The sequence below is a fragment of the Duganella sp. genome (assembly GCF_039595735.1).
Lineage (GTDB): Bacteria > Pseudomonadota > Gammaproteobacteria > Burkholderiales > Burkholderiaceae_D > Rugamonas.
This window is the reverse complement of the sequence record NZ_JBCNLB010000013.1, coordinates 97555-121026: the sequence shown is the minus strand read 5'-3', so window position 1 is coordinate 121026 and position 23472 is coordinate 97555. Positions and strand designations below refer to the sequence as shown.

The window sequence follows — 23472 nt, the reverse complement described above, 5'->3', positions numbered from 1 at the left end:
TTGCCACCTGAGCCCGCCACCACATCCAATGCGATCGGTCATCCAGCAGCTTGCCATTTTCCTGTCAGCCGTTCTTCTGAGCGGCTGTGCCGGCCTGCCGTCCCGCGCCGACCTGCCGACGCAAGCCACGCCGCATACGCTCTATGTGGTGCAATACGGCTGGCATACGGCCTTGCTGTTTGACGGCCCGTCCATGCTGGCACGCAGCAGCAAGCTGGGCGCGGATTTTCGCGGCCACAAATACGTGCTGGTGGGCTGGGGCGACGGCGAGTATTTTGTGATGGACCATCCGCCCCTGTCCAAGGCGGTCAAGGCGCTGGTGGCGTCCGACTTCCCGGCGCTGCAGCTGGGGGCGCGCGACACCAATCCGCCGCTGGGCGCCCAGGCGAACGACGTCGTCGCGCTTGCCCTGACGGAGCGCGGGTATCAGCAACTGATTGAATACATCGACCGCAGCATCGCTGCCGCGCCGGACGGCAAGCCCATCAACCTGAGCCAGCAGCCCGACAATCCGGACCGCTTTTATCAGGCGACCGGCAGCTACAGTCTGTTCAACAACTGCAATTCCTGGGTGGTGGGAGCGTTGCGGGCGGCCGGGATGCCGGTGTCCGGCTTCAACCTGACAGCGCGCGCCGTGTTTGAGCAGGCGCAGCGCATTTCCCGGCTCCAGCAGCAGCCGGCTGCTTAAGCGGCAGCGGCGGCGGCCTTGGGCTTGCGCGGCGCGCGTGCCTTCTTCGGCTTGTCCGCCGCGGCGGTCTTGTCCTTGCCTTTTACGGCTTCGATCAACGCCGCCGAGTAGGCGTTGCGCGCGGTCTGGGCGATCGCGATCCGCTGCTGCAGGCGCGCCAGTTCCGCATCCACCACTTGCACATTCAACGCCTGTTCTTTGGCGGCTGCGCTCAGGTTTTCCGATGCATAAGCGGTTCCATTGATCGTGATGTATTGCGGCAGACTCATTATTTTCCTTGTTCGATAGGGGCGTAAAAAACCCGACGGCCGCAATTGTATGCCCTGTCCGCCCAACTCGCAATGTTTGCGCCGCGGTGACAAAGTACGCATTTTTCCGCCCGCCGAGACTCCATCGGCCACGAGGTCGGCCCCGTCGCTAATCTGCTGAGGCTGTTGAAGCCGGCGATACGCAGCATCAGCAATAAGACATTGACCGCTGGCGACGAACTGAAAGAACTGGAGCAAATCAGCGCCAATCTGGCACCGCTCGATAGTACACCCGCCAGCAGGCCGACAGCGCACTGCGGAACCTGCAAGAAAACGATGGCAAGCGCATCAGCCTGGGGGCACGCCTGCTGAGTTTTATCGCCTGCAGGCACAATGACCGCTGGGTGAACCTCAAGACCTACCAGCAAGGCATGCCCGGCGTGAACGCCGTGTTTGACGCCATGGTCGATTTCAATATCCCCTATGATGCAACCCGTTCGACGTTGCGGGATCAGGTGGCGGTACACCGCCGCATCTCGCAGCTGTCGAACGGCTCCCTGCTGTCGCTGGTCGCTTACAATCCGCTGGCGGACATCAAGTCAGACGGCGAAGTAGTCGAGATTGTGAAGCAGGCTATACGTGATCTATGGCGATGTTGGCAAATGGGATGGTCTGCGCAAGTGCGGCCAGGACCTCGACGCCTGCAAACCGGTGGTCCGGCTGGCGCAAGCGGCTGCGCGCTTTGGCGATGCCGCTGCCTTCAACCAACGCATCATGTACGGTTCCGACTGGTTCATGAACGTGGTCGACGGCCAGTGGCAGCGCTATCCGGAGCAAGTCGCCCATGCGCTGGCCGGCATGGGGCTGGACCGGTTGTTCTACCAGAACGCGATCGACTGCTTTGGCCTCGGGCCAGACGGCAAGCGCCGCAGCGCGGTCGCCAACCATCTGGGGCAACTGCCAGCCTGGCTGGTCTGAGCCGCGCAGCTTAGTACAGCACCACCGAGCGGATCGACTCGCCGCGCTTCATCAGGTCGAAGCCTTCATTGATGTCTTCCAGCTTGAGGCGGTGCGTGATCAGGTCGTCGATATTCAACTTGCCTTCCATGTACCAGTCGACGATTTTGGGTACGTCAGTGCGTCCGCGGGCACCGCCGAACGCCGACCCCTTCCACTCGCGTCCCGTCACCAGCTGGAACGGACGGGTCGAGATTTCCTGGCCGGCCGCCGCCACGCCGATGATGAAGGACTGGCCCCAGCCCTTGTGCGTGCACTCCAGCGCCTGGCGCATCAGGGTGGTGTTGCCGACGCACTCGAAGCTGTAGTCGGCGCCGCCGTCGGTCAGCTGCACGATCGCGTCCACCACGTTCTCGACCTCGTTCGGGTTGATGAAATGGGTCATGCCGAATTTGCGGCCGATTTCCTGGCGCGCCGGGTTGATGTCGATGCCGATGATCTTGTCGGCGCCCACCATTCTGGCCGCCTGGATGACGTTCAGGCCTATGCCGCCCAGGCCGAACACCACCACGTTGGCGCCCGCTTCCACCTTGGCCGAGAACAGCACCGCGCCGACGCCGGTGGTCACGCCGCAACCGATGTAGCAAACTTTATCGAACGGCGCGTCCGGACGGATCCTGGCCAGCGCGATTTCGGGCACCACAATATAGTTCGAGAAGGTCGACGTGCCCATGTAATGGAACAGCGGTTTGCCGTCGAGCGAGAAGCGGCTGGTGGCGTCCGGCATCAGGCCTTTGCCCTGGGTGGCGCGTATCGCCTGGCACAGATTGGTCTTGCGCGACAGGCAGAATTTGCACTGGCGGCATTCCGGCGTGTACAGCGGAATCACGTGGTCGTCTTTCCTCAGCGTGGTGACGCCGGGGCCGACGTCGACCACCACGCCAGCGCCTTCATGGCCCAGAATCGCCGGGAACAAACCTTCCGGATCGGCGCCGGACAGGGTGTAGTAATCGGTGTGGCAGATGCCGGTGGCCTTCAGTTCGACCAGCACCTCGCCCGCGCGCGGGCCTTGCAGGTCAACTTCCTCGATGGTCAGCGGCGCGCCGGCGCGCCATGCAACTGCGGCTTTGGTTTTCATGGTGTCAGATTCCGGTAGCAATGAAAGCCGCCATTGTGGCCACGCGCGCGCGCCGCGTGGCCACAGCCGGCAGAGAATGGCTGGAATTGATACAATAATGGCCGGATTTTTCCCTGCCCTGCCCGCACACCTCATGAAAACAGTCGATATCGTGGTCTATCCCGGATTCAAAGCGATGGAAGCGGTCGGCCCGATGTCGGTGTTTGAATACGCCAATCTGCACTTGCAGCGGCGCGGCAAAGGCAGCGGCTACGACGTGCGCATCGCCTCGCACAAGACCGGGCCGGTGCAGTCCGATACCCTGATGTCGCTGGACGCCACCAAGGCCCTGAGCACCTTGTCCCTGCCCGACAACGCTATCATCGTTGGCGCGCGCCACATCCAGGCAGCGTTGATCGAAAGCGCCGCCATCACCGACTGGGTTGCCGCGGTGGCGGCGCGCATCGCACGCCTGACCGCGCTGTGTTCCGGCGCCTTCTTCCTGGCCGCCGCCGGCGTCCTCGATGGCAAGCGCGCCGCCACCCACTGGAGCGTGGCCGCACGCCTGCAGGCTGAATACCCCGCGATCGAGGTCGATGCGGACGCCATTTTCGTCCGCTGCGAGAATGTCTGGACCTCGGCTGGCGTCACCGCCGGCATCGACCTGGCGCTGGCACTGGTGGAAGAAGACTATGGCCGCGAGCTGGCGCTGGAAGTGGCAACCGAGATGGTGGTATTCCTCAAGCGGCCCGGCGGCCAGTCGCAATTCAGCGCCCATCTGCTGAGCGAACGCACCACCCGCCCCAACATCCGCGCGCTGCAAAACTGGATACTGGATAACCTGCATCAGCGCCTGACGGTGGCGCAACTGGCGCAAAAAGCCATGATGAGCGAGCGCCACTTCACCCGCGTGTTTCAGCAGGAAGTGGGCCTGAGTACGCAGGAATTCATTGAACAATGCCGTTTCGAACGCGGCACCGCCCTGCTGGCCGATCTGGCGCTGCCACTGAAAACCGTGGCCGCCCGCGCCGGCTTCAGCGATGAAGTCCATATGCGCCGCGTCTTCATGAAAAAACTGGGCATCACGCCCAGGCTGTACCGCGAACGTTTCGCCACCACTGGCGTGGACTAAAAAAATGCCGAGTGGCCCGTCGGCCGCCTCGGCTTAACCACATGGAATGAGGAACTCCATACGGGAGACTGTTACCGACACCACATGCGCCACTGGAAAAATCGCATTGTTATCGATAACTAAGTCAATTCTAGCACAGCGATTTTCAATGTCAACACTGCAATCCCTGGCCTACTCGGTGGCCGCAGTGGATTCGCGTACTTCCAGGCGGTACGGCATCAGCTGATGCTTGGGCGGGACGTCGTGGCCGGCGCGGCGCTCCTTGACGTGATCGATCACCAGTTCCACCGCCGCCCGGCCCATCTCGGCAATCGGCTGGTGGATGGTGGTCAGCTCCGGCCAGACCGTGACGGCCACCGGCGTATCGTCGAAGCCGGCGATGGCCACATCTTCCGGCACCTGCAAGTGCAGGCCATGGGCGACGGCGATGGCGGCGGCGGCCATGTCGTCATTGCTGGCGAAGATGGCGCTCGGGCGGGTTTTCTGGCCCAGCAGCTCGCGCGCCGCCAGCAGGCCGGATCGATAGGTGAACATGCCCTGGGCAATGCGCTCGGCCGGCACTTGCAGGCCCGCTTCGCGCATGGTGTCGATGAAGGCCTGGTAGCGCAATTGCGCCGGGGTGTGCTCAGGGTCGCCCTTGATGAAGGCGATGTCGGTGTGCCCTTCCGACAGCAGGTACTTCGTCATCGCGCGCGCACCGTCATAGTCGTCGATGCGCACGGCCGAAGCCTGCGGTGAAGGTTTCGCAGTCGCCACCGCCACCGTCGGCATGCCGATTTCTTTCAGGTGTTTGAGCGCGGAGCGCGAGTCGCATAACGGCGGCGGCACCAGGATGCCGTCCGCACCCACGCTGATCAGACGCTCGATCGCCTTGCGCTGGGATTTCAGATCGACGCAATGTTCCAGTATCAGTTCCGCGCCGCTGCGGTTGCATTGGCCCATGGCGCCAACCAGAAAGGCACTCAGGAAGGCCGCGCTCGGGTTGCTGTACAACAGACCAACCCGCAGCGTGCCAACGCGGGCGGCGCGGGCGGCGACGTTGACCTTGTAGCCCAATTCATCAATCGCGCGCATCACTTTTTCGCGCGTCTTGTCGCTGACGTGGGCGTTGCCGTTGATGACGCGCGACACCGTCATCCCCGACACCTTGGCGCGCTCGGCAACATCGTACAGGGTGACGCTGGAGGCCGGCCGCAGTGGCTCCTCCGGCGCGCTCTTGTTGTTCGGAACTCGTGGCATTGTTAAGCTCTCCAATGGCTGTGCTCTGCGCGAAACACGCCATGTTATCGATTAAATTTTTTGCCATCCTACCCTAGATGGCGCCACTCGGCAAAAAAACGTGAAGTTTTCCTACATCTTTACCTAAAGGGCACGCAACACAAAGCGCTTTGCTTTTCGCGAATAAGTTCTGTTAGAATGTGATCGATAACAAATCACGGAGACGCTTCCATGTTTGACAAAACCTACTACGCCACGCATCCCGACATGATGGCGCAGGCCAGCAACGACGATCTGCGCGAGCGTTACCTCGTCACCGGCCTGTTCCACCCCGAACGCATTTCCCTCAATTACAGCCACGATGAGCGTTTCATCATCGGCGGCGCCCTGCCCCTGCAACAAACGCTGGCCCTGCCGCCGCAGCCGGCCACGCCGGGCGGCGGCGCAGTGCCCTTCCTCGCGCGCCGGGAACTGGGCATTATCAACGTCGGCGCAGGCGCCGGCCGCGTGACGGTCGACGGCGTCATTACTGAACTGGCGCCGCGCGACGGCCTGTATGTCCCCATGGGCAGCGCTAGCGTGGAATTCAGTTCGGACGATGCAGGCAATCCGGCCCGCTTCTACCTGGCCTCGACGCCTGCCCACGCCCGCTACGAACTGAAGAAAATTAGCCACGCCACCGCCGTGCCGCTGGAGCGCGGCAGCCTGGAAGCCTCCAACGCCCGCACCATTTACCAGTACGTCATCCCCGGGGTGTGCCGCTCGGCCCAGCTGCTGCTTGGCCTGACCGAACTGAAAACCGGCAGCGTCTGGAACACCATGCCGCCGCACGTGCACCAGCGCCGCTCCGAAGTCTATTTCTATTTCAACCTGGCCAAGGACCAGCGCATCTTCCATTTCATGGGGCAGCCCGATGCTGCGCGCCATTTAGTTATCGATAACGAGGAAGCCGTGCTGTCGCCGCCATGGTCGATTCACATGGGCTCCGGCACCGCCAACTATGCTTTCATCTGGGCCATGGGCGGCGAAAACCTCGACTACACCGACATGACGGTGCTGGACATCTGCCAGCTCAAATAAGAGACCACCATGCACAATCTGTTTGACCTGAGCGGGCGCGTCGCGCTCGTCACCGGCGCCAATACGGGGCTGGGCCAGGCCATCGCCATCGCGCTGGCCGCAGCCGGCGCCGATATCGCGGCGGCCGGCCGCAGCGATTCGTCCGCAACCGCCGCCCGTGTGCATGCTGCAGGCCGCCGCTTCCATGCCGTGGCGGCCGACCTGTCGCGGCAGGCGCAACTGGCCGGCGTGGTGGATCAGGCGCTGGCCGCCTTTGGCCGGCTTGATATCCTGGTAAATAACGCCGGCATCATCCGCCGTGCGGACGCCATCGACGTGACCGAACAGGACTGGGACGATGTCGTCGACACCAACCTCAAGTCGCTGTTCTTCCTGTCGCAGGCGGCGGCGCGCCACATGCTGGCGAATGGCGGCGGCAAGATCATCAATGTGGCGTCGCTGCTGTCCTTCCAGGGCGGCATCCGCGTGCCGGCCTACGCGGCCAGCAAAAGCGGCGTGGCCGGCCTGACGCACGCGCTGGCCAATGAATGGGCGGCGCGCGGCGTCAACGTCAACGCCATCGCACCTGGTTACTTTGCGACCAATAACACGGCCGCTCTGCGCGCCGACCGCGAACGCGAACCGCAAATCCTGGCGCGCATCCCGGCCGGACGCTGGGGCCGGCCGGACGACCTGGCCGGCGCGGCGGTATTCCTGGCCAGCGCCGCCAGCGATTATGTGCACGGCGTGGTGCTGCCGGTAGACGGCGGATGGCTGGCACGATGAGCGTCCTGCGCCAGATGTGGCGGCTGGAATGGGCGCACGGCAGCGCCGAGGTGCAAGCGCTGGGCGCCATGCTCGGTCCCCTGCATTTCCGCCTGGACGCCGAACGCGACCTGCAGGTGATGCACGTCGCGCCATGGGCCGGCACCACCAGCTCGCTCGACCTGCCTGGGGTGCTGCGCCGCATGCGCGGCGAATGGCCGTGCGTGCCTTTCGGCCGTACCGACCAGCCGCCCGATCTGCCGCCGGAATGGACCGCCGTCAATCCGGAAGACAGCTGGCCGCACGGCTACAGCGCCAACCACCGCTGGCAGTGCGAACACGCCAGCAGCGAGCGGGTTTGCCTGGCCATCGACTATCCGCAGGACTCGCCGATCGCCCGCATCGAGCGCCACTTGCAGGTGATTCCGGACGCGCCTGCGCTGGATATGCAGCTGCTGATCCTTCCGCGGCGCAGCCTGCGCCTGCCGGCCGGCCTGCACCCAACCTTCCGGCTGCCGCATCCGAGCGGCCGGGTCAAGCTGGAGCTGGGCCGGCACGCCGGCATCTTCAGCTACCCGAGCAGCAGCGCGGGCGCCATCAGCCGCCTGCTGCCCGATGCCCGTTCGGAACGTCTCGACGCCCTGGCCGGCCTTCACGGTCCGCTCGACCTCAGCCACCTGCCCCTGCGTGAGGACGGCGAAGAACTGCTGCAAGTAAGGTCCCTGGAGTCCAGCCACAACGCCGCGCCGTTCAGCCTGAACTACCTCGACTACGACGCCCACGTCGGCATGTGGTGGGACACCCGTCAATTTCCCGATCTGATGCTCTGGCTGAGCAACCGCGGCCGGCCGGAGTTCCCGTGGCAGGGGCGCCACGTGGCGCTTGGCGCGGAACCGGTCAACAGCGTGTTCGACCTCAGCCGCGTTGCCCGCCCGCCGCGGCATCACCCGCTGGCCGACCGCCTCGGCATTACCCTGCAAGCCGGCCAGCCGTGGCGCACCCAATACCGCATTGCCGCCTGGAGCGGCGCCTTGCCAGCCCGCCTGGCGCCATCTTTCAACGACTGGAGCCCGACATGACGCCGCAATTCCGATCCCCCGCAGCGCTGCAACAGCACATCCAGGAAACCATGCGTTTCTACCACCCGCGCTGCATCGACGCCAGCGGCGGCTTCTATCATTTCTTCAAGGATGACGGCACGGTTTACGACCGCGCCACGCGCCACCTGGTCAGCAGCACCCGCTTCGTTTTCAATTATGCGATGGCGCATCGCCACTTTCCCAGCGACGCATATCTGAACGCGGTACGCCACGGCGTGGCCTTCCTGCGCGAGGTGCACCGCGACCCGGCCACCGGCGGCTACGCCTGGCAGTTGCGCTGGGACGGCCGGCAGAAAACCGTGGAAGACGGCGAGAACCACTGCTATGGCCTGGCCTTCGTGCTGCTGGCCTATGCGCAGGCGCTGGCCGCCGGCATCGCGGAAGCGCGGCAATGGATGGCCGAAGTCTACGCGTTGATGGAACAGCACTTCTGGGAACAGCAGCACGGCCTGTACGCCGACCAGGCGCTGCCCGACTGGAGCGAGGTGCGGCCCTATCGCGGCCAGAACGCCAATATGCACGCCTGCGAAGCGCTGATCACCGCCTATGAAGCCAGCGGCGAGCGCCACTATCTGCTGCGCGCCGAACTAGTGGCGCGCAACATCACGCAACGCCAGGCCGCGCTGGCCGGCGGCCGCATCTGGGAACACTACGACGCCAACTGGCAGATCGACTGGGACTACAATCGCGACGACAAGACCAACATCTTCCGTCCATGGGGCTACCAGCCGGGCCACTTTACCGAATGGGCCAAGCTGCTCCTGCTGCTGGAGCGCCATCTGCCGGCCGACTGGCTGCTGCCGCGCGCGATCGGGCTGTTCGACGACGCCCTCGACCACGCCTGGGACGCGCAGCACGGCGGCATGGTGTACGGCTTCGCGCCGGATAACAGTGTCTGCGACGGCGACAAATACTTCTGGGTGCAGGCCGAATCGCTGGCCGCCGCCGCCGTGCTGGCGGTACGCACCGGCGAAACGCGCTTCTGGGACGAGTACGACCGCCTGTGGCGCTATAGCTGGACCCACATGGTGGACCACCGCCACGGCGCCTGGTATCGGATCCTGAGCCAGGACAACCGCCAGCTGAGCGACGAGAAAAGCCCGGCCGGCAAGACCGATTACCACACCATGGGCGCCTGTTACGAAGTGCTGCGCGCGCTGGGGAGCGCTGCATGAACACCCTGCCCCTGTTTGTCTCCGCCGGCGAAGCCCTGACCGACATGGTCCGCACCGGCCCCAATCAATGGACCAGCATGACCGGCGGCGCCGGCCTCAATGTCGCGCGCGCCATGGCGCGGCTGGAGGTGCCGAGCGCGTTTGCCGGCGCCATCTCCAACGACGTGTTCGGCCTGGCATTGCAGGCCAGCGCCCAGGAAGCCGGCCTCGATCCGCGCTTCCTGCAGCTCAACGACCGCCCGCCGCTGCTGGCGGTAGTGCACGAAACCGCGCCGCCGGACTACTTCTTCATCGGTGAAAACAGCGCCGACCAGCAGTTCGCGCCATGGAACCTGCCCAGCGGCTGGGACCGCGAAGTGCGCTGGGTGCATTTTGGCGGCATCAGCCTGGCGCGTCCGCCGCTGGCCGACCGTTTGCTGTCGCTGGCCTGCAGTCTGAAGTCGGCCGGCGTCAGGATCAGCTATGATCCCAATTTCCGCAAGCTGATGGATGAGCGTTATGATCCCATGCTGCGCAAGATGGCGGCGCTGGCCGATGTGATCAAGGTCTCGGACGAAGACCTGGTCGGCCTGTTCCGCACCGACGACGTGCGCCAGGCCTGCGCCAGCCTGCGCGCCCTCAACCCGGAGACCAGTATTTTGCTGACACGCGGCGCCCAGGGCGCGGAATTCCACGCCGGACGGCAAGCCTGGCGGGCCAAACCGCCGGCCATCACCGTGGCCGACACCATCGGCGCCGGCGACGCCTGCATCTGCGCGCTGCTGTATAGCCTGATGCACCATCCGCAGGCAACCGGCATGCACCATCTGCGCTTTGCCGTCGCAGCCGGCGCCGCCGCCTGCCTGCAGACTGGCGCCGTCCCCCCTACCCTTGACCAGATCGAGGCGCTGGCGCCATCGGTCCACGTCACTACCTTTGCGGAAGGAAGCCCCTCATGCGCCGCCTGATTGCAATATGCATGCTGTTGGCCTGCGGCCTGGCGCCAGCCGCCGGCCTGGAACAACGCCTGGCCTCCCCGGACGGCAAAATCGTCCTGACCGTGCAGCAGAAAACCGACGCTGCCGGCAAGCGCGCCCTGTATTACAGCGTCAACTACGGCGGCCAGACCGTGATCCGCGAATCGCTGCTGGAACTGCGGCTTGACAATCACCTGTCGGAAAGCGCCATGGCGCTGCCGGTCGACCGCCGCGCGCGCTGGTTCGAGAACCTGGCCGTGACCGGCGTGCGCCGCAGCAGCCATGACAGCAGCTGGACGCCGGTCACCGGCGAAACCGCCCGCATCCGCGACCACTACCAGGCCATGGCCATCGATCTGGTCAAGGACGACAATCCGGTCTACAAACTGTCGCTGGAAGCGCGTGTCTACAACCAAGGCGTGGCGCTGCGCTTTGCCTTCCCGGAAAATGAAAAAGGCAGCTATTACCGCGTGATCGGGGAGGACACCGAATTCGCCCTGCCGGCCGGCACCAGGGCCTGGTTCCACGGCTGGGCGCAGGCGCCTTACCAACTGCTGCCGCTGCGCGACTGGCCCGACCAGTCCGAGCGCCCGCTGACGCTGGAGCTGCCGAACGGCCTGCACGTGGCCCTGCTGGAAGCGCAGATGGTGGACTACGCCCGTACCAAGTTCAAGCTCAGCGCCGACAAGCCGGACACGCTGGTCACCGCCATGCATGACGCGGCCGACCTGATCTCGCCATTTGCCACGCCGTGGCGCGGCATCATGATCGCCGCCACGCCCGCTCAACTGGTAGAGAACAACTACTTCATCCTCAACCTGAACCAGGCCACGCCACTGGCCGATACCGCCTGGATCAAGCCCGGCAAGATCATGCGCGTGATGACCCAGACCACCGCCGCCGCCAAAGCCAATATCGACTTTGCCGCGCGCCACAAGCTGGAGTACATTCTGTTTGACTGGAAGTGGTACGGTCCGGCCTTTTCGTTCGACTCGGACGCCACCAAAGTCGCGATCCCCGACTTCGACCTGCCGGCCATCATCGCCTATGCCAAAGCGCGCGGCATCGGCGTGTGGCTGTACGTGAACCAGCAGGCGCTGCTGACGCAGTCCGACACCCTGTTCCAGACTTACCGCGACTGGGGTGTCAAGGGCGTCAAGTTCGGCTTCGTGCAGGTCGGCTCGCACCGCTGGACCACCTGGGTCGAGAAAGCCATCCGCCAGGCCGCCGCCGCCGGCATCATGGTCAACATCCACGACGACTGGCGCCCGACCGGCGAACAGCGCACCTGGCCCAATCTGCTGACCTCCGAAGGCATTCGCGGCAACGAGGAAATGCCGGACGCCACCCACAACACCGTGCTGCCCTTCGTGCGCTACCTGGCCGGCGCGGCCGACTACACCATCTGTTACTACGATCCGCGCATCAAGACCACCCACGCCCACCAGCTGGCGCTGGCCGTGATCTATTACAGCCCGTTGCAAACGCTGTACTGGTACGACAAGCCGGAGATGTCGCAGGACGAACCGGAACTGGCGTTCTGGGACCGGGTCCCGACCGTCTGGGATGAAACCCGCGTGCTGGATGGCGCGCCCGGCCGCAACGTCACCATCGCCCGCCGCAGCGGCAAGGAATGGTATGTCGGCGCCATCACCAACAACGACGCGCGCACGGTGCCGCTGAAACTCGATTTCCTTGCGGCCGGCCAGCGCTATGAAGCCACCATCTACGCCGACGACGCCCAGGCCCCCACCCGCACCAAGGTCGGCATCCGGCGGCAGGCGGTTGACGCCAATACCGTGCTGACGCTGGCCATGCCGGCGTCGGGCGGCCAGGCCCTGTGGCTGCGCCCACTTGACAGCCCGGCGCAGGCGCGATAGGTTATCGATAACAAACACAAGAACAATCCGGAGACAACTCGGTCATGACTAGCAAGCAGTCGCATTTCCGCTTCCTGTGCACCTTTGTGTACGTGTATTTCTTTGCCCAGGCCATGAGCATGTCGCTGCTGGCCCTGTGGCTGCGCAATACCTTACAGCTGTCCGGCACCGAGACGGGCATCGTATTTTCCGCCAACTTCATCGCCGCCATGTGCTCGCAGCCGGTGTACGGCTATCTCTCGGACAAGGTGGGCATGCGCAAGCACGTGCTGTGGGCGGTCGGCGTCATGTGCATGCTGTCCGGTCTGTTTCTGGTGTACGTCTACGGCCCCCTGCTCAAGTCGCACATCCTGGCCGGCGCCGCGCTGGGCGGCATCTACCTCGGCATCACCTTCATTGCCGGCAGCTATGCAATTGAATCATATGTCGACCGCATTGGCCGCGCTTACGGCTTTGAGTACAGCCGCGTCAGGCTGTGGGGTTCGCTGGGCTTTGCCAGCGCCGCCTTCATGACCGGCCGCCTGTACAACGTCGACCCGCACATCAACTTCATGCTGGCCTCCGTGGCCGGCCTGCTGCTGGTGCTGATGCTGGCGCTGTGGCGCCTGCCGCAACATGAAAGCGCGGCCGCCGCCGGCGCCAAGCTGCGCCTGAGCGAGGCACTGAGCCTGCTGCGCGACCAGGCGTTCTGGCGTTTCATGGTGTTCATCCTGAGCGTGACCAACCTGTATCTGGTGTACGACCAGCAGTTCCCCAGCTACTTTGCCTCGCAGTTTCCGGACAAGGCCACCGGCGCCGCCATGTTCGGCTACCTGAACTCCTTGCAGATCTTCGTCGAGGCGGCGGGATTGTTTGTGTCGCCGCTGCTGGTGCGCCGCATCGGCGCCAAATACGGCCTGCTGCTGGCCGGTTCCATCATGATCTTCCGGATTGCCGGTTCCGGCCTGGCGGTCGGCCCGGTGTCGATCTCCGCCATGAAGATGCTGCATTCGATCGAGCTGCCGATCCTGGTGGTGTCGGTATTCCGCTACATTGCCTGCCACTTTGACAACCGCCTGGCCTCCACCGTCTACATGGTCGGCGTCAGCTTCGGCCACTCGCTGGGCCTGGCCCTGCTGTCGCCGCTGGTCGGCAAGGCCTACGACCTGTTTGGCTTCAATCACACTTATCTGCTGCTGGCCGCGATTGGCGCGGTGTGCCTGGTGCTGTCGGCGTTCGCGCTGTCGCCTACGCCGCCCGAAGTCGCTACCCGCAAGAACGCCGCCCTGGCAACCCATTAAGGATCACTCATGCAAGCAGCACTACATCCGGCCCGTCCGGAACCATTGCAAACCGCGCGCCTGCCGCAAGCCTGGCGCCAGCTGCCAGCGCGTGCGCAGCTGGACCAGGCCATCGGCGCGGCTTTGGCCGCAGTGGAACGCAACACCGCGCATTTCGGCACGCGGTTCCCGACGCCGTCCAGCACTGGCGGCATCTATCCCGCCATGGACAACACCGAGTGGACCAACGGCTTCTGGACCGGCATGTTGTGGCTGGCCTATGAGCTGAGCGGCAAGCCGGAGTTCCGCACTGTGGCAGAAGCCCACGTCGCCAGCTTCGACCGGCGTCAGCGCGAACGCATCGCCACCAATCACCACGATCTAGGCTTCCTGTACAGCCTGTCCTGCGTGGCCGGCTACAAGCTGACCGGCAGCGAACAGGCGCGCAGCGCAGCGCTGGGCGCGGCCGGGCTGCTGCTGGAGCGCTACTATCCGGGCGCCGGCATCATCCAGGCCTGGGGCGACCTGCATGACCCGGCCCAGCGCGGCCGCATGATCATCGACTGCAATCTGAATCTGCCGCTGCTGTACTGGGCCAGCGACACCAGCGGCGACTTGCGTTTCCGCGACGCCGCCAACCGTCACATCGAGCAGGCCGCACGCCACATCGTGCGCGCCGACGGTTCCACCTTCCACACCTTCTTCTTCGACGCCGACAACGGCCAGCCGCGTGAAGGCAAGACGCACCAGGGCTACAGCGACGATTCGTGCTGGGCGCGCGGCCAGGCCTGGGGCATTACGGGCTTCCCGCTGGTGGCGCGCCATAACGGCGACACGCGGCTGCTGGAACTGGGCAAGGTAGTGGCCAATTACTACCTGAACCGCCTGCCGCCGGACGGCATCTGCTACTGGGACCTGATCTTTACCGGCGGGCCGGAAGAACGCGACAGCTCGGCGGCGGCGGTAGCCGCCTGCGGCCTGCTGGAACTGGCCAGCCGCCTGCCGCTGCTCGATCCGCTGCGCGCGGATTATGAGCGCGCCGCCGCCGGCATGGTTCTCACCTTGTCCGAGCACTATTTCAACCACGACGGCGCCGCCGGCGCCGGCCTGCTGCGCCACGCCGTGTACCACAAGCCGAACCGCATCGGCGTCGATGAATCCTGCATCTGGGGCGACTACTTCTATCTGGAAGCGTTGACGCGCCTGAGCCGCATCTGGGAGCCTTACTGGTGAAACGCCTGCCCCTGACCGCCGCGCTGGCCGCGGCCCTGCTGTGCCACGCCGCCCACGCGCAAAGCCCGCCGCCAGCCAACGCGCCATGGATTGCCGATCTGGGCGACGGCCGTTATCGCAACCCGGTGCTGCACGCCGACTACGCCGATCCGGACGCGATCCGCGTCGGCGACCGCTTCTACATGACCGCATCCAGCTTTTCCAACACGCCCGGCCTGCCGCTGCTGGAATCGCCGGATCTGGTCAACTGGACGCTGGTGGGCCACGCCCTGCCCGCGCTGACGCCGGCAGCCAACTTTGCCACGCCGCAGTACGGCAAAGGCGTATGGGCGCCCTGCCTGCGCTACCACAACGGCCGTTTCTACATCTTCTATCCCGACCCGGATTCCGGCATCTACGTGATCGAAGCCGAGCAGTTCCGCGGCCCGTGGAGCGCGCCGCGCCTGCTGCTGGCCGGCCGCGGCCTGATCGACCCGGCACCGCTGTGGGACGACGACGGCCAGGCTTACCTGCTGCACGCCTGGGCCTTCAGCCGCGCCGGCAAGAACAACGTGATCACGCTGCGCCGCATGGATGCCGGCGCCACCAGGATGCTGGATGAGAAAGGCCGCGACATCATCAACGGCGCCGACTATCCCGGCTATCACACGGTCGAAGGACCGAAGATCTACAAGGCCAACGGCTACTACTACGTGTTTGCGCCGGCCGGCGGCGTCGAGCAAGGCTGGCAGGCTGTGTTCCGTTCGCGCACGCTGGCCGGCCCTTACGAGGTGCGCAATGTCATGGACCAGGGCGACACGCCGGTCAACGGTCCGCACCAGGGCGCGTGGGTCGACGCGCCCGATGGCAGCAACTGGTTCCTGCACTTCCAGGACAAAGGCGCCTACGGCCGCGTCACGCACCTGCAACCGATGCAGTGGAAAGACGGCTGGCCGCTGATCGGACAGGCAGGCCGCAAGCCGGGCACCGGCGAGCCGTTGATCACGCACGCCAAGCCGGTGCAAGGCAAGCCGCTGGCAACCCCGCCGACCAGCGACGATTTCAGCGCCGCGCAACTGGGCCTGCAATGGCAATGGGGGGCGAACGCGCGGCCGGAATGGTATTCGCTGTCGGCCAGGCCGGGCACGCTGCGGCTCTACACACAAGCAGTGGAAGACGCCGATGACTACGTACGCGCCTCACCGGCGATCCTGACGCAAAAGGCGCCGGCCTCGCGCTTCCTGGCCACCACCCGCATCAAGCTGGATCAGGCGCGCGACGGCGACCGTGCGGGCCTGATCGTCAACGGCATGCAGTATGCATGGCTGGGCCTGCGCCGCAAAGATAAGGTCAACCAGCTGGTGATGACGGTGTGCGGCCCATTCGGCCCGCGCTGCAAGGAGCAGTCGACCGTAGTGCTGGCCGATGCGCCGCATGAACTGACGCTGCGTGCGCACATGAACGAAGGCGCCTTCGTCAATTTTTCGTACAGCGTGGATGGCCTGACCTTCAAACCGGCCAGCGGCCCCTTTCCGGTCACGCGCGGCACCTGGGTCGGTGCACAGGTCGGCTTGTTCAGCATCGGCAAACAAGCCGGCTCCTGGCTGGACGTGGAGCACTTCGATCTGACGGCGCCCGGTTCCGGTCCCTATTGAAGCAACAACAGGCCTTGCAGCGATGAGATGCGCTGCGGGGCCGACCAGCTGTCCACCAGCCGGCCATCGCGATCGAACTGCAGCAGTTGCGCGCCTTTGCGGCCGTTATCCGGGCCGTGGCCCTGCCAGTTCGCCACCAGCAGCTGACCGTCCGCCAGGAACTCATGGCTCGCGTAGAAGAATGGCGCCACGGCCTGCGGCAGCTCGCCAGCGGCGCCAAAGCGATGCGCCAGTCCACCCTCCTTGTCGAACACCGCCATGAACGCGCCATAGCCGGCCGACACGATGGTCTTGCCATCGGCCAGACGCTCGGCCTTCCATGCGTGCTCGAAGCCCGGCGCGCTGAAACGGCGCAGTTCCACCAGTTCCGGTGTGGTTTCCTTGATGTGATCATTGGTGCACAGCAGATAGGTGCCCTGTGGCGTTACGCGCATCAGGCGCACGTAGTCGCCTTCGCGGAAGGCGGCGTGCAGCAGTTGTCCTTGCGCGTCCAGCGTCAGCACGTTGACGCCATTGCGGCCATCGAGGTTCATGCCGGTGACCAGCGTGCTGCCGTCGGCACGGCGATGCACGGCCGTCACGTCCCGCCACTGCCGGCAATCCGCCAGCACGCGCCCGGTTCGCCATTCCAGTTCGAAAAAGCCATGATCGTAACCGACCAGTACGCGCTCGTCGTCCAGCCGCTGCAGGTCGCGCGCCAACGGATAGTCTTTCAGATCCAGCGTCCAGATGAAGTCCGGGGTGGCGGTGTCAATCAGGTGCAGTCGCTGCAAGCCTTCGTCTATGCCAAGGAAGCGTAATTTCATTTTTTCTTTCACTCATAAAAAAACCGCGACCCCGGCGGCGTGCCAGGATTGCGGTTGCGGCGGCAAATCTTACTTGCCGAACTTGTAGCGCAGGCCCACGCTGAAGGTGCGGCCGTTCAGATAGTGCTGACGCTCGATGCCGGTGCCATACGCGCCCGGCTCGCCCACGTAGCGGTCCAGGCCCTTGTTGGTGAGATTGGACAGGTTCACGCTCAGGGTCAGGTTGCTCATGATGTCGTAATTGAGCGAGGCGTCCATGATGCCGTAGGAACGGATGTAGCGGCCGTCGATCGGGTTGGGCGACACCCCAAACAGCACCTGGTCCGAGCGCCAGGTGTAGACCAGGCGCGCCGAGAAGCCTTTGGCCTCATACATGCCAGCCACGGTGTAGCTGTTTTTCGACACCATCGGCTGCTGGCTGTCGATGATGCGCGGCGCGGTCAGGCTGCCGATGTTGATCGGGTTCGAGGTGTCGACGTAAGTGTAGGAAGCCGAGCCGCCGAAATTCTGCAGCCAGCCGGCGTCCTTGTCGAAGAAGTACTGCCCCGCCACTTCCACACCGCGTGCATAACCATCCTGCGAGTTCACCGACTTGGTGATCTGGTACTGGCCCGCCGGGCAGCTGTTGGCGATGCTGCCATTGTAGGCCGGCGCCAGCGCCACCGTCTGGCATTCCACGATGCCGCTCAGGAAGCCCTTGATCTGCTTGTCGAACACGCCCGCCGAGACGTAGTTGGTGGCGCTGAAGTATCGTTCCAGCGACAAGTCGAAGCTGTTGGCCAGTTGCGGCCGCAGGTCAGGATTGCCGACCGACCCGGTGCCATTCACCGTGTTGACCACGATCGATGGATTCAGCGCGCTGATGTCCGGACGGGTCATGCCGCGGCCGTAGCCGAAGCGCGCCAGGAAGTCCTTCTGGATGTTGTAGGTCAGGTTAAACGTCGGCAGCGCGTTGGTGTAGGAAGTCGACTTGAAGTTATCGGCAATCACGGTGGTGCCGCCGGTCACGTTGGCCACGCGCGCGGTGAGGTCGGTATTGGTGCGCACCAGGCGCACGCCGACATTGCCGCGCAGGCGTTCGTCTTCAGTGGCGAACTCGCCGACCAGATAGCCGGCCAGCGTATGCTCGCTGAACACGCGGCGCGCCAGCGCATTTTCCGGATAGCTGCCCTCGGCCGGGATGCCGGCATTCGGGAAGGCGGTCATGATGCGGTTGCCGTCCAGCGCAGTTGGCGCCACCACCAGGAAGCCGCCCGCATAACCGGCGTCGCCGTTCATGAAGTTGGTCGGTGCGGTTTCCAGCAGGCCGGTCATGGTGCCGGCGTTGATGCCGTTGGCGCGGTTGGCCGCCAGTGCCTTGCCATCGCTGGTGAGCGGCTTGCCGCTGAAGCTGAAGTTGGTGTAAAGGCTCTTCTGGTGCGCCGCGCGCGCGCCGAACTTGATCTTGGTGAGGAAGCCGCCGTCCGGCGAATACGCCGCATCCAGCTTGGCCGCGTAGCCATTATCATCCCACTTCTGGTAGGTGCCGTTGCTATAGTCGCGGAACACGAAGTTGTTCGGATCGGACAGGCTCGGACCGCTGAAGGTCAGCTGGTGCGGCGCGCCGTCAGCCACGCGGGTGGTGTTCCAGTACAGGCCACTGGCCGAATCGAGGTTGACCGAGCGGTTATCCTGGGTCTGGTCGGCCTTGATGTAATTCAGGTCGGCCTTGAGCGACCATGCCGCGGTCGGACTCCACTCGACACCACCGGCCGCGATCCAGGTGGTATAGGGACGATGTTCCTCGCCGCCCAGCGTGTTGATCGCCGAGTTGAGGAAGGTGCCGCCGCGCAGGCGCTGATTGACCAGCACATCGTCGCTGCCGCCGTTCAGGTTGCGGTTGGCCAGGCCTTCGGTGAAGGCGAACGGCGAGGTTTGCAGGTTCTGCACATTGCCGCCGTCGATGGAATTCAGGCCGCGGTAATTCTGATAGTACTGGTAATAGGTGTACTCGCCTTCGGTGTAGAAGCGCAGCGTGTTGCTGTGGCGGTAGTCGGCCGCCAGACTCAGGCCCTTGCGGGTACGGTAGATGGTTTCCTGGAATACGTTGCTGGTCAGGCCAGGCGCCACCATCACATTGCTGGCCTGCGCGGCGGTCAGGCCGCTCAGGTTGGGCGTGTTGGCGCCGCCGGTGGCCACGGTCGGCACGCTGCTCAGGTAGGAGACGTCGCTGCGGCCGACGTAGGCCGCCATCGGCTGCGACGGGCTGTTGGCGGTGTTGGCCGCCGCCAGCGCGGCATACTCGGCGCTGTCAGCGCGGATGGCGCGCTTGAAGTTGGCGCCGCCGTTGGCCGGATTGTTGTCCGAACGGCCGGTGCTCTTCTGGTACACGCCGGCCGCCATCACACCGATGCGCGAGCCGCCGCCCAGATCGAACTTGTTGGCGATCAGGCCAAACAGCTCGGGGTCGGTCTTTTTGGCCATGTCGTTCTGGCGCGCGTTCACGCTCAGCGTAGCGGTCAGTTCCTTGAAGTCGCTCGGCTTGCGGGTGCGGATGTTGACCAGGCCGCCGATCGCACCTTCGATATGCTCGGCCGACGGATTCTTGTACACGTCAATGCCGGCCACCATGCCCGGAATCGCGCCTTCGATGTTGTATTCGCGCGCACCGGCGGTGAAGTAGGCACGGCCGTTCACTTGCGACGCAGTCTGCCCGGAGAGGCCTCGGATGGTCAGGCCCGAGCCCTGGCCAACCGGCGACGCGCCTTCGCCGCCGTAGCGGTAGCCTTGCACGCCCGGCACCCGGGTCAGGGTCTCCGCGACGTTCATGTCGGGCAGCTTGCCGATGTCTTCAGCGGAAATCGAATCCACCACCTCCATCGTGTCGCGTTTGACAGCCACCGCCGAACTGGCGCTGGCGCGGATACCGCTCACCACCACAGTGGTGCCGGCATCCTGGGTTGGGGCCTGGGCAAAAGCCTGGCTGACAGCCAGCGCCATGGCGGTGAGTTGGACAGTGTTGAACAGGGCCTTACGCATGACTTGATCTCCTCTTTTTTTCTAATAATGAAAGCTTGGTGTGTTAGTTATCGATAACAAATCAAGACCAGACATAAAAAGTTATCGATAACTTTAGTAAACATGATAAACAAGCGGACCAGCAGGGTCAATCACTTCTTCGCTGAAATCCGCTTGTGTCGGAATACAACAACTGGCCTTACGGCGTGATGCTGAAACGGTAGCTGGCCTCCCGCAATGGAATGCGGTACTTGACGTGCGGACGGCCATTCAGGCTCCAGCCGGTATCGCCGCCCACGCCGGCCTGCGCCATGTCGATCAGCAGGCTGCCGTCGCCATGCGGCGCGATCTCCGAGCTCTTCCACTGGCCGCGCGCACGCAGGTACACATCCTCATACGGGAACGGCAGCGCGTTGAAGGCAAACGGCACATCGGAACTGATCTTCAGCGCGCCGGACAACGCCAGCCAGCGCACATCGGTCTTGTTGCCGCTTTCCTGCGGCCGGATGTAGCTGTGGTACTGGTCCGCCAGCGCGCCGGCATACAGGCCCAGGGCCGCGCCGGTCTTGCGGTCGACATACGACTCGTGCGGCCCGCGGCCGTACCATTGCAGCTGGCTCAGGCTGGCCGGCATATCGAAGCGCAGGCCAAGGCGCAGCGGATCGGGCAGATCATCCCGCAGCGGGACAAAGCTGGCCTGCACGTCGAGCGTGCCGTCGGCGCGCATGCGGAACACATTCTCCCAGTGCGCGGCGCCGGCACCAAAGCTGAACAGCACCTTGATGCTATCGCCCTCCGCCGTTACCGAGCGCACCTTGCGCTGCGCGGTAAAGGTCTGCCAGACCTTGTGCGTCTTGTCGACACCGGCGCCTTCGTCGTTATCGGTCAGGCCGCGCCAGAAATTCGGACTGCCGCCTTTCAGCAGCAGCTTGCCGTCCACGCTGTAATTCACCAGGCCGGTGGCCGGATCCAGCGACAGCACGGCTTTGCCGGCGCGCAGCGCATTCCCCTGCGGCGCCACCCATGCCGCCCTGGAAGCGGCTGCCGTCGGTGCGGCCAGCACAAACTGCGACCAGCCAGCCTGCCCTTCCGTTCCGGACGCACTGACCGTCAGCACCAGCTCCCCCGCTCCGGCCTGATCGACCGCATCCGCCACCGCGGAAGGCAGCGCCAGCTGCTGGCGGCCGCCGGCCGGCGCATTGGCCGAGGCCAGCGTGCCGGCCGCGATCTGCACGCCGTTGCGCTCCAGCTTCCAGGCCAGCGACAGGTGCGACAGATCGCGGAAATCATAGCGGTTCACCACCTCGATCTTGCCGCTGCGCGCATCGCCCTCAAACACCACCGGCGAATACACCTTCTGCAGTTCGTAGTATTCCGGGTCCGGCGTGCGGTCGGAACGCAGCACGCCGTCGCCCACCACGCTGTTGTCGCCGCGCTTAGGATTGAGGTCAAATCCCGAGGCCCAGTAGGTGCGGCCTTTTTCATCCTTGGCGATCACGCTCTGGTCGACCCAGTCCCACACAAAGCCGCCCTGCAGCTTGCGGTGGGCGCGGATCACCTGCCAGTAGTCTTCCAGGTTGCCGAGCGAGTTGCCCATGGCGTGGGCGTACTCGCACTGGATCATGGGCTGCTGGTAGGCCGGGTCCTGCGCGTAATCGGCCATTTTCTCGATATCGTCATACATCGGCGCATAGATGTCGACGTATGCGTTGGGCAGATGCTCCTCGCCGATCGTGCCATGGCCAAGATAGCTGATCAGGCGCGTCGGATCGGCCTTGCGTATCCAGGCGGCGGCCTGCTCGAAGTTCGGGCCGGTGCCGGCCTCGTTTCCCAGCGACCAGAAGATGATGGACGGCGAGTTCTTGTCGCGCTCCACCATGCGCGAGACGCGGTCAAGGTGGGCGGCCCGCCAGTGCGGCTTGTAGCCGAGCTGGATGGCGGCCCGCGCCTCCGGCGTTGGCGCGCGATCACCCAGCTGCATATAGCCGTGCGATTCGATATTCGCCTCGTCCATGATGTACAGGCCATATTCGTCGGCCAGATCGTACCAGCGCGGATCGTTCGGGTAATGCGAAGTGCGCACGGCATTGACGTGGGCACGCTTCATCAACTCGATATCCTTGCGCATGCTGTCCATCGACATCACGCGATAGGTGTGCGGATCATGCTCGTGGCGGTTGACGCCCTTGATCATGATGCGCTTGCCGTTGACGCGCACCTCGCCGCTGGCGATTTCCACGGTGCGGAAACCGATCTTGCGCGCGGTGGCGGACACCAGCTGGCCACGCGCGTCCTTCACTTCGATCAGCAGCGTATAGAGATTGGGCGTCTCGGCCGACCATGGCTTGACGTTGGCGACCGTCCCGCGCAGCACGGCCTTGCGGTCGGCACCCGGCGCGGCGCTGGCCTGCAGCAGCTCCTTGTCGCCATCCAGCACGCGCGCCGTCACCGTGACCTCGGCAGGCTTGCCGGCCATCTCCGCCGCCAGCGCGAAGCGGCCGTCGTGCGACGCCGTCACCGTGTAGTCGCGCAGCCGCGTCTTTGGCTCGGCGTACACGAACACGCTGCGCTCGATGCCGTTGACGCGCCAGAAGTCCTGGTCTTCCAGATAGGAGCCATCGGCCCAGCGGTAAATCTCAATCGCAATGGTGTTGCGGCCCGCACGCACGTACGGCGTGAGGTTGAATTCCGACGGCAGCTTGGAGTCTTCCGAGTACCCGACCTTCTGCCCATTCACCCACACATAGTAGGCCGCGCCGGCCGCACCAATCTGCAGGAACACGTCGCGTTCCTTCCAGTTGGCCGGCAGGTTGAAGTCGCGGCGGTAGGAGCCGACCTCGTTAAGCGCATGCGGGATCAAGGGCTCATTGGCCGGGAAAGGATAATCGATATTGGTGAAAATCGGCTTGCCGTAGCCCTGCGTTTGCAGCATGCCGGGCACCTGGATGCTGCCCCACTTGCTGACATCGTAGCCCGGCTGGTAGAAGTTCTTCGGCCGCGCTTCCGGCGTGGCGGAATAGGCAAACGCCCAAGTGCCGTCCAGCGAAAGGAAATTGGCGGAGGCGGAACGCTCGCCGGCCAGCGCCTTCTCGCGCGACTCGAAATTAAAGAAGGTGGCCCGCATCGGCTCGCGGTTCACCGCAACGACTTCGGGCTGTTCCCATTCGGCGCGCGCCGGCTGTGCCGCCAGCGCCGGCGCGGCAAGCGCGGCCGCCAGCATGGCTGTCATGATCTTTTGTATGCTCACA

Annotated in this window: 19 protein-coding genes; 12 read left to right on the top strand and 7 right to left on the bottom strand. The window is 64.6% G+C overall.

The window, feature by feature from the left end:
• Positions 1-28: 28 nt before the first annotated feature.
• Positions 29-688, top strand: a complete 660-nt coding sequence (locus ABDW57_RS19955; RefSeq protein WP_343731929.1) for a DUF2459 domain-containing protein — start codon at positions 29-31, stop codon at positions 686-688.
• Here the strand turns inward: ABDW57_RS19955 and ABDW57_RS19950 are convergent.
• Both ABDW57_RS19950 and ABDW57_RS19945 read right to left on the bottom strand, forming a co-directional pair.
• Positions 685-957, bottom strand: coding sequence for a hypothetical protein (locus tag ABDW57_RS19950; protein WP_343731928.1), 273 nt, complete (start codon positions 955-957; stop codon positions 685-687). The genes ABDW57_RS19955 and ABDW57_RS19950 overlap by 4 nt on opposite strands.
• A complete protein-coding gene (locus ABDW57_RS19945; RefSeq protein WP_343731927.1) occupies positions 957-1463 on the bottom strand; it encodes a hypothetical protein in 507 nt (168 codons plus the stop codon). Before ABDW57_RS19945 ends, ABDW57_RS19950 begins: the two co-directional genes overlap by 1 nt.
• A gap of 112 nt (positions 1464-1575) precedes the next feature.
• Between ABDW57_RS19945 and ABDW57_RS19940 the strand changes: the two genes are divergently transcribed.
• A complete protein-coding gene (locus ABDW57_RS19940) occupies positions 1576-1914 on the top strand; it encodes a hypothetical protein (RefSeq protein ID WP_343731926.1) in 339 nt (112 codons plus the stop codon).
• 10 nt (positions 1915-1924) lie between these two features.
• Here the strand turns inward: ABDW57_RS19940 and ABDW57_RS19935 are convergent, their stop codons facing one another.
• A complete protein-coding gene (locus ABDW57_RS19935) occupies positions 1925-3031 on the bottom strand; it encodes an S-(hydroxymethyl)glutathione dehydrogenase/class III alcohol dehydrogenase (RefSeq protein ID WP_343731925.1) in 1107 nt (368 codons plus the stop codon).
• A gap of 133 nt (positions 3032-3164) precedes the next feature.
• Between ABDW57_RS19935 and ABDW57_RS19930 the strand changes: the two genes are divergently transcribed.
• On the top strand, positions 3165-4142 hold the full coding sequence (locus ABDW57_RS19930; protein ID WP_343731924.1) for a DJ-1/PfpI family protein: 978 nt from the start codon (positions 3165-3167) through the stop codon (positions 4140-4142).
• Positions 4143-4313: 171 nt separating this feature from the next.
• On the opposite strand, the gene ABDW57_RS19925 is transcribed toward ABDW57_RS19930, so the two are convergent.
• A complete protein-coding gene (locus tag ABDW57_RS19925) occupies positions 4314-5381 on the bottom strand; it encodes a LacI family DNA-binding transcriptional regulator (RefSeq protein ID WP_343731923.1) in 1068 nt (355 codons plus the stop codon).
• A gap of 210 nt (positions 5382-5591) precedes the next feature.
• Here ABDW57_RS19925 and kduI point away from each other — a divergent pair, with 210 nt between their 5' ends.
• Genes kduI through ABDW57_RS19880 form a run of 9 tightly spaced genes read left to right on the top strand, consistent with a single transcriptional unit; the run spans position 5592 to position 16421 of the window.
• Positions 5592-6440, top strand: coding sequence for a 5-dehydro-4-deoxy-D-glucuronate isomerase (gene kduI / locus ABDW57_RS19920; protein ID WP_343731922.1), 849 nt, complete (start codon positions 5592-5594; stop codon positions 6438-6440).
• 9 nt (positions 6441-6449) lie between these two features.
• Positions 6450-7205 (top strand): 2-dehydro-3-deoxy-D-gluconate 5-dehydrogenase KduD, encoded by a 756-nt coding sequence (gene kduD / locus ABDW57_RS19915; protein ID WP_343731921.1) that lies wholly within the window; start codon positions 6450-6452, stop codon positions 7203-7205.
• The gene (locus ABDW57_RS19910; RefSeq protein ID WP_343731920.1) at positions 7202-8263 is read left to right on the top strand and encodes a hypothetical protein; all 1062 of its coding nucleotides are present in this window, start codon (positions 7202-7204) and stop codon (positions 8261-8263) included. The genes kduD and ABDW57_RS19910 overlap by 4 nt, the downstream gene beginning before the upstream one ends.
• Positions 8260-9459, top strand: coding sequence for an AGE family epimerase/isomerase (locus tag ABDW57_RS19905; protein ID WP_343731919.1), 1200 nt, complete (start codon positions 8260-8262; stop codon positions 9457-9459). The genes ABDW57_RS19910 and ABDW57_RS19905 overlap by 4 nt, the downstream gene beginning before the upstream one ends.
• A complete protein-coding gene (locus tag ABDW57_RS19900) occupies positions 9456-10406 on the top strand; it encodes a carbohydrate kinase (protein WP_343731918.1) in 951 nt (316 codons plus the stop codon). The genes ABDW57_RS19905 and ABDW57_RS19900 overlap by 4 nt, the downstream gene beginning before the upstream one ends.
• Before the next feature lie 11 nt (positions 10407-10417).
• A complete protein-coding gene (locus tag ABDW57_RS19895) occupies positions 10418-12295 on the top strand; it encodes a glycoside hydrolase family 97 catalytic domain-containing protein (RefSeq protein WP_343731917.1) in 1878 nt (625 codons plus the stop codon).
• Positions 12296-12339: 44 nt separating this feature from the next.
• On the top strand, positions 12340-13575 hold the full coding sequence (locus ABDW57_RS19890; protein ID WP_343731916.1) for an oligosaccharide MFS transporter: 1236 nt from the start codon (positions 12340-12342) through the stop codon (positions 13573-13575).
• A gap of 9 nt (positions 13576-13584) precedes the next feature.
• Positions 13585-14787, top strand: coding sequence for a glycoside hydrolase family 88 protein (locus ABDW57_RS19885; protein WP_343731915.1), 1203 nt, complete (start codon positions 13585-13587; stop codon positions 14785-14787).
• Positions 14784-16421 (top strand): glycoside hydrolase 43 family protein, encoded by a 1638-nt coding sequence (locus ABDW57_RS19880; RefSeq protein WP_343731914.1) that lies wholly within the window; start codon positions 14784-14786, stop codon positions 16419-16421. The genes ABDW57_RS19885 and ABDW57_RS19880 overlap by 4 nt, the downstream gene beginning before the upstream one ends.
• On the opposite strand, the gene ABDW57_RS19875 is transcribed toward ABDW57_RS19880, so the two are convergent.
• From ABDW57_RS19875 to ABDW57_RS19865, 3 genes are all read right to left on the bottom strand, one after another.
• Entirely contained in the window at positions 16415-17227 is an 813-nt protein-coding gene (locus tag ABDW57_RS19875; RefSeq protein WP_343731913.1) for a hypothetical protein, read from the bottom strand. The two genes, ABDW57_RS19880 and ABDW57_RS19875, sit on opposite strands and share 7 nt — an antisense overlap.
• Before the next feature lie 69 nt (positions 17228-17296).
• Positions 17297-20245, bottom strand: a complete 2949-nt coding sequence (locus ABDW57_RS19870) for a TonB-dependent receptor (RefSeq protein WP_343731912.1) — start codon at positions 20243-20245, stop codon at positions 17297-17299.
• Between the two features lie 178 nt (positions 20246-20423).
• Positions 20424-23471 carry a glycoside hydrolase family 2 TIM barrel-domain containing protein gene (locus ABDW57_RS19865; RefSeq protein WP_343731911.1) on the bottom strand — a complete coding sequence of 1016 codons (3048 nt, stop codon included), beginning with the start codon at positions 23469-23471 and terminating at the stop codon, positions 20424-20426.
• Between the last annotated feature and the right edge of the window lies 1 nt (position 23472).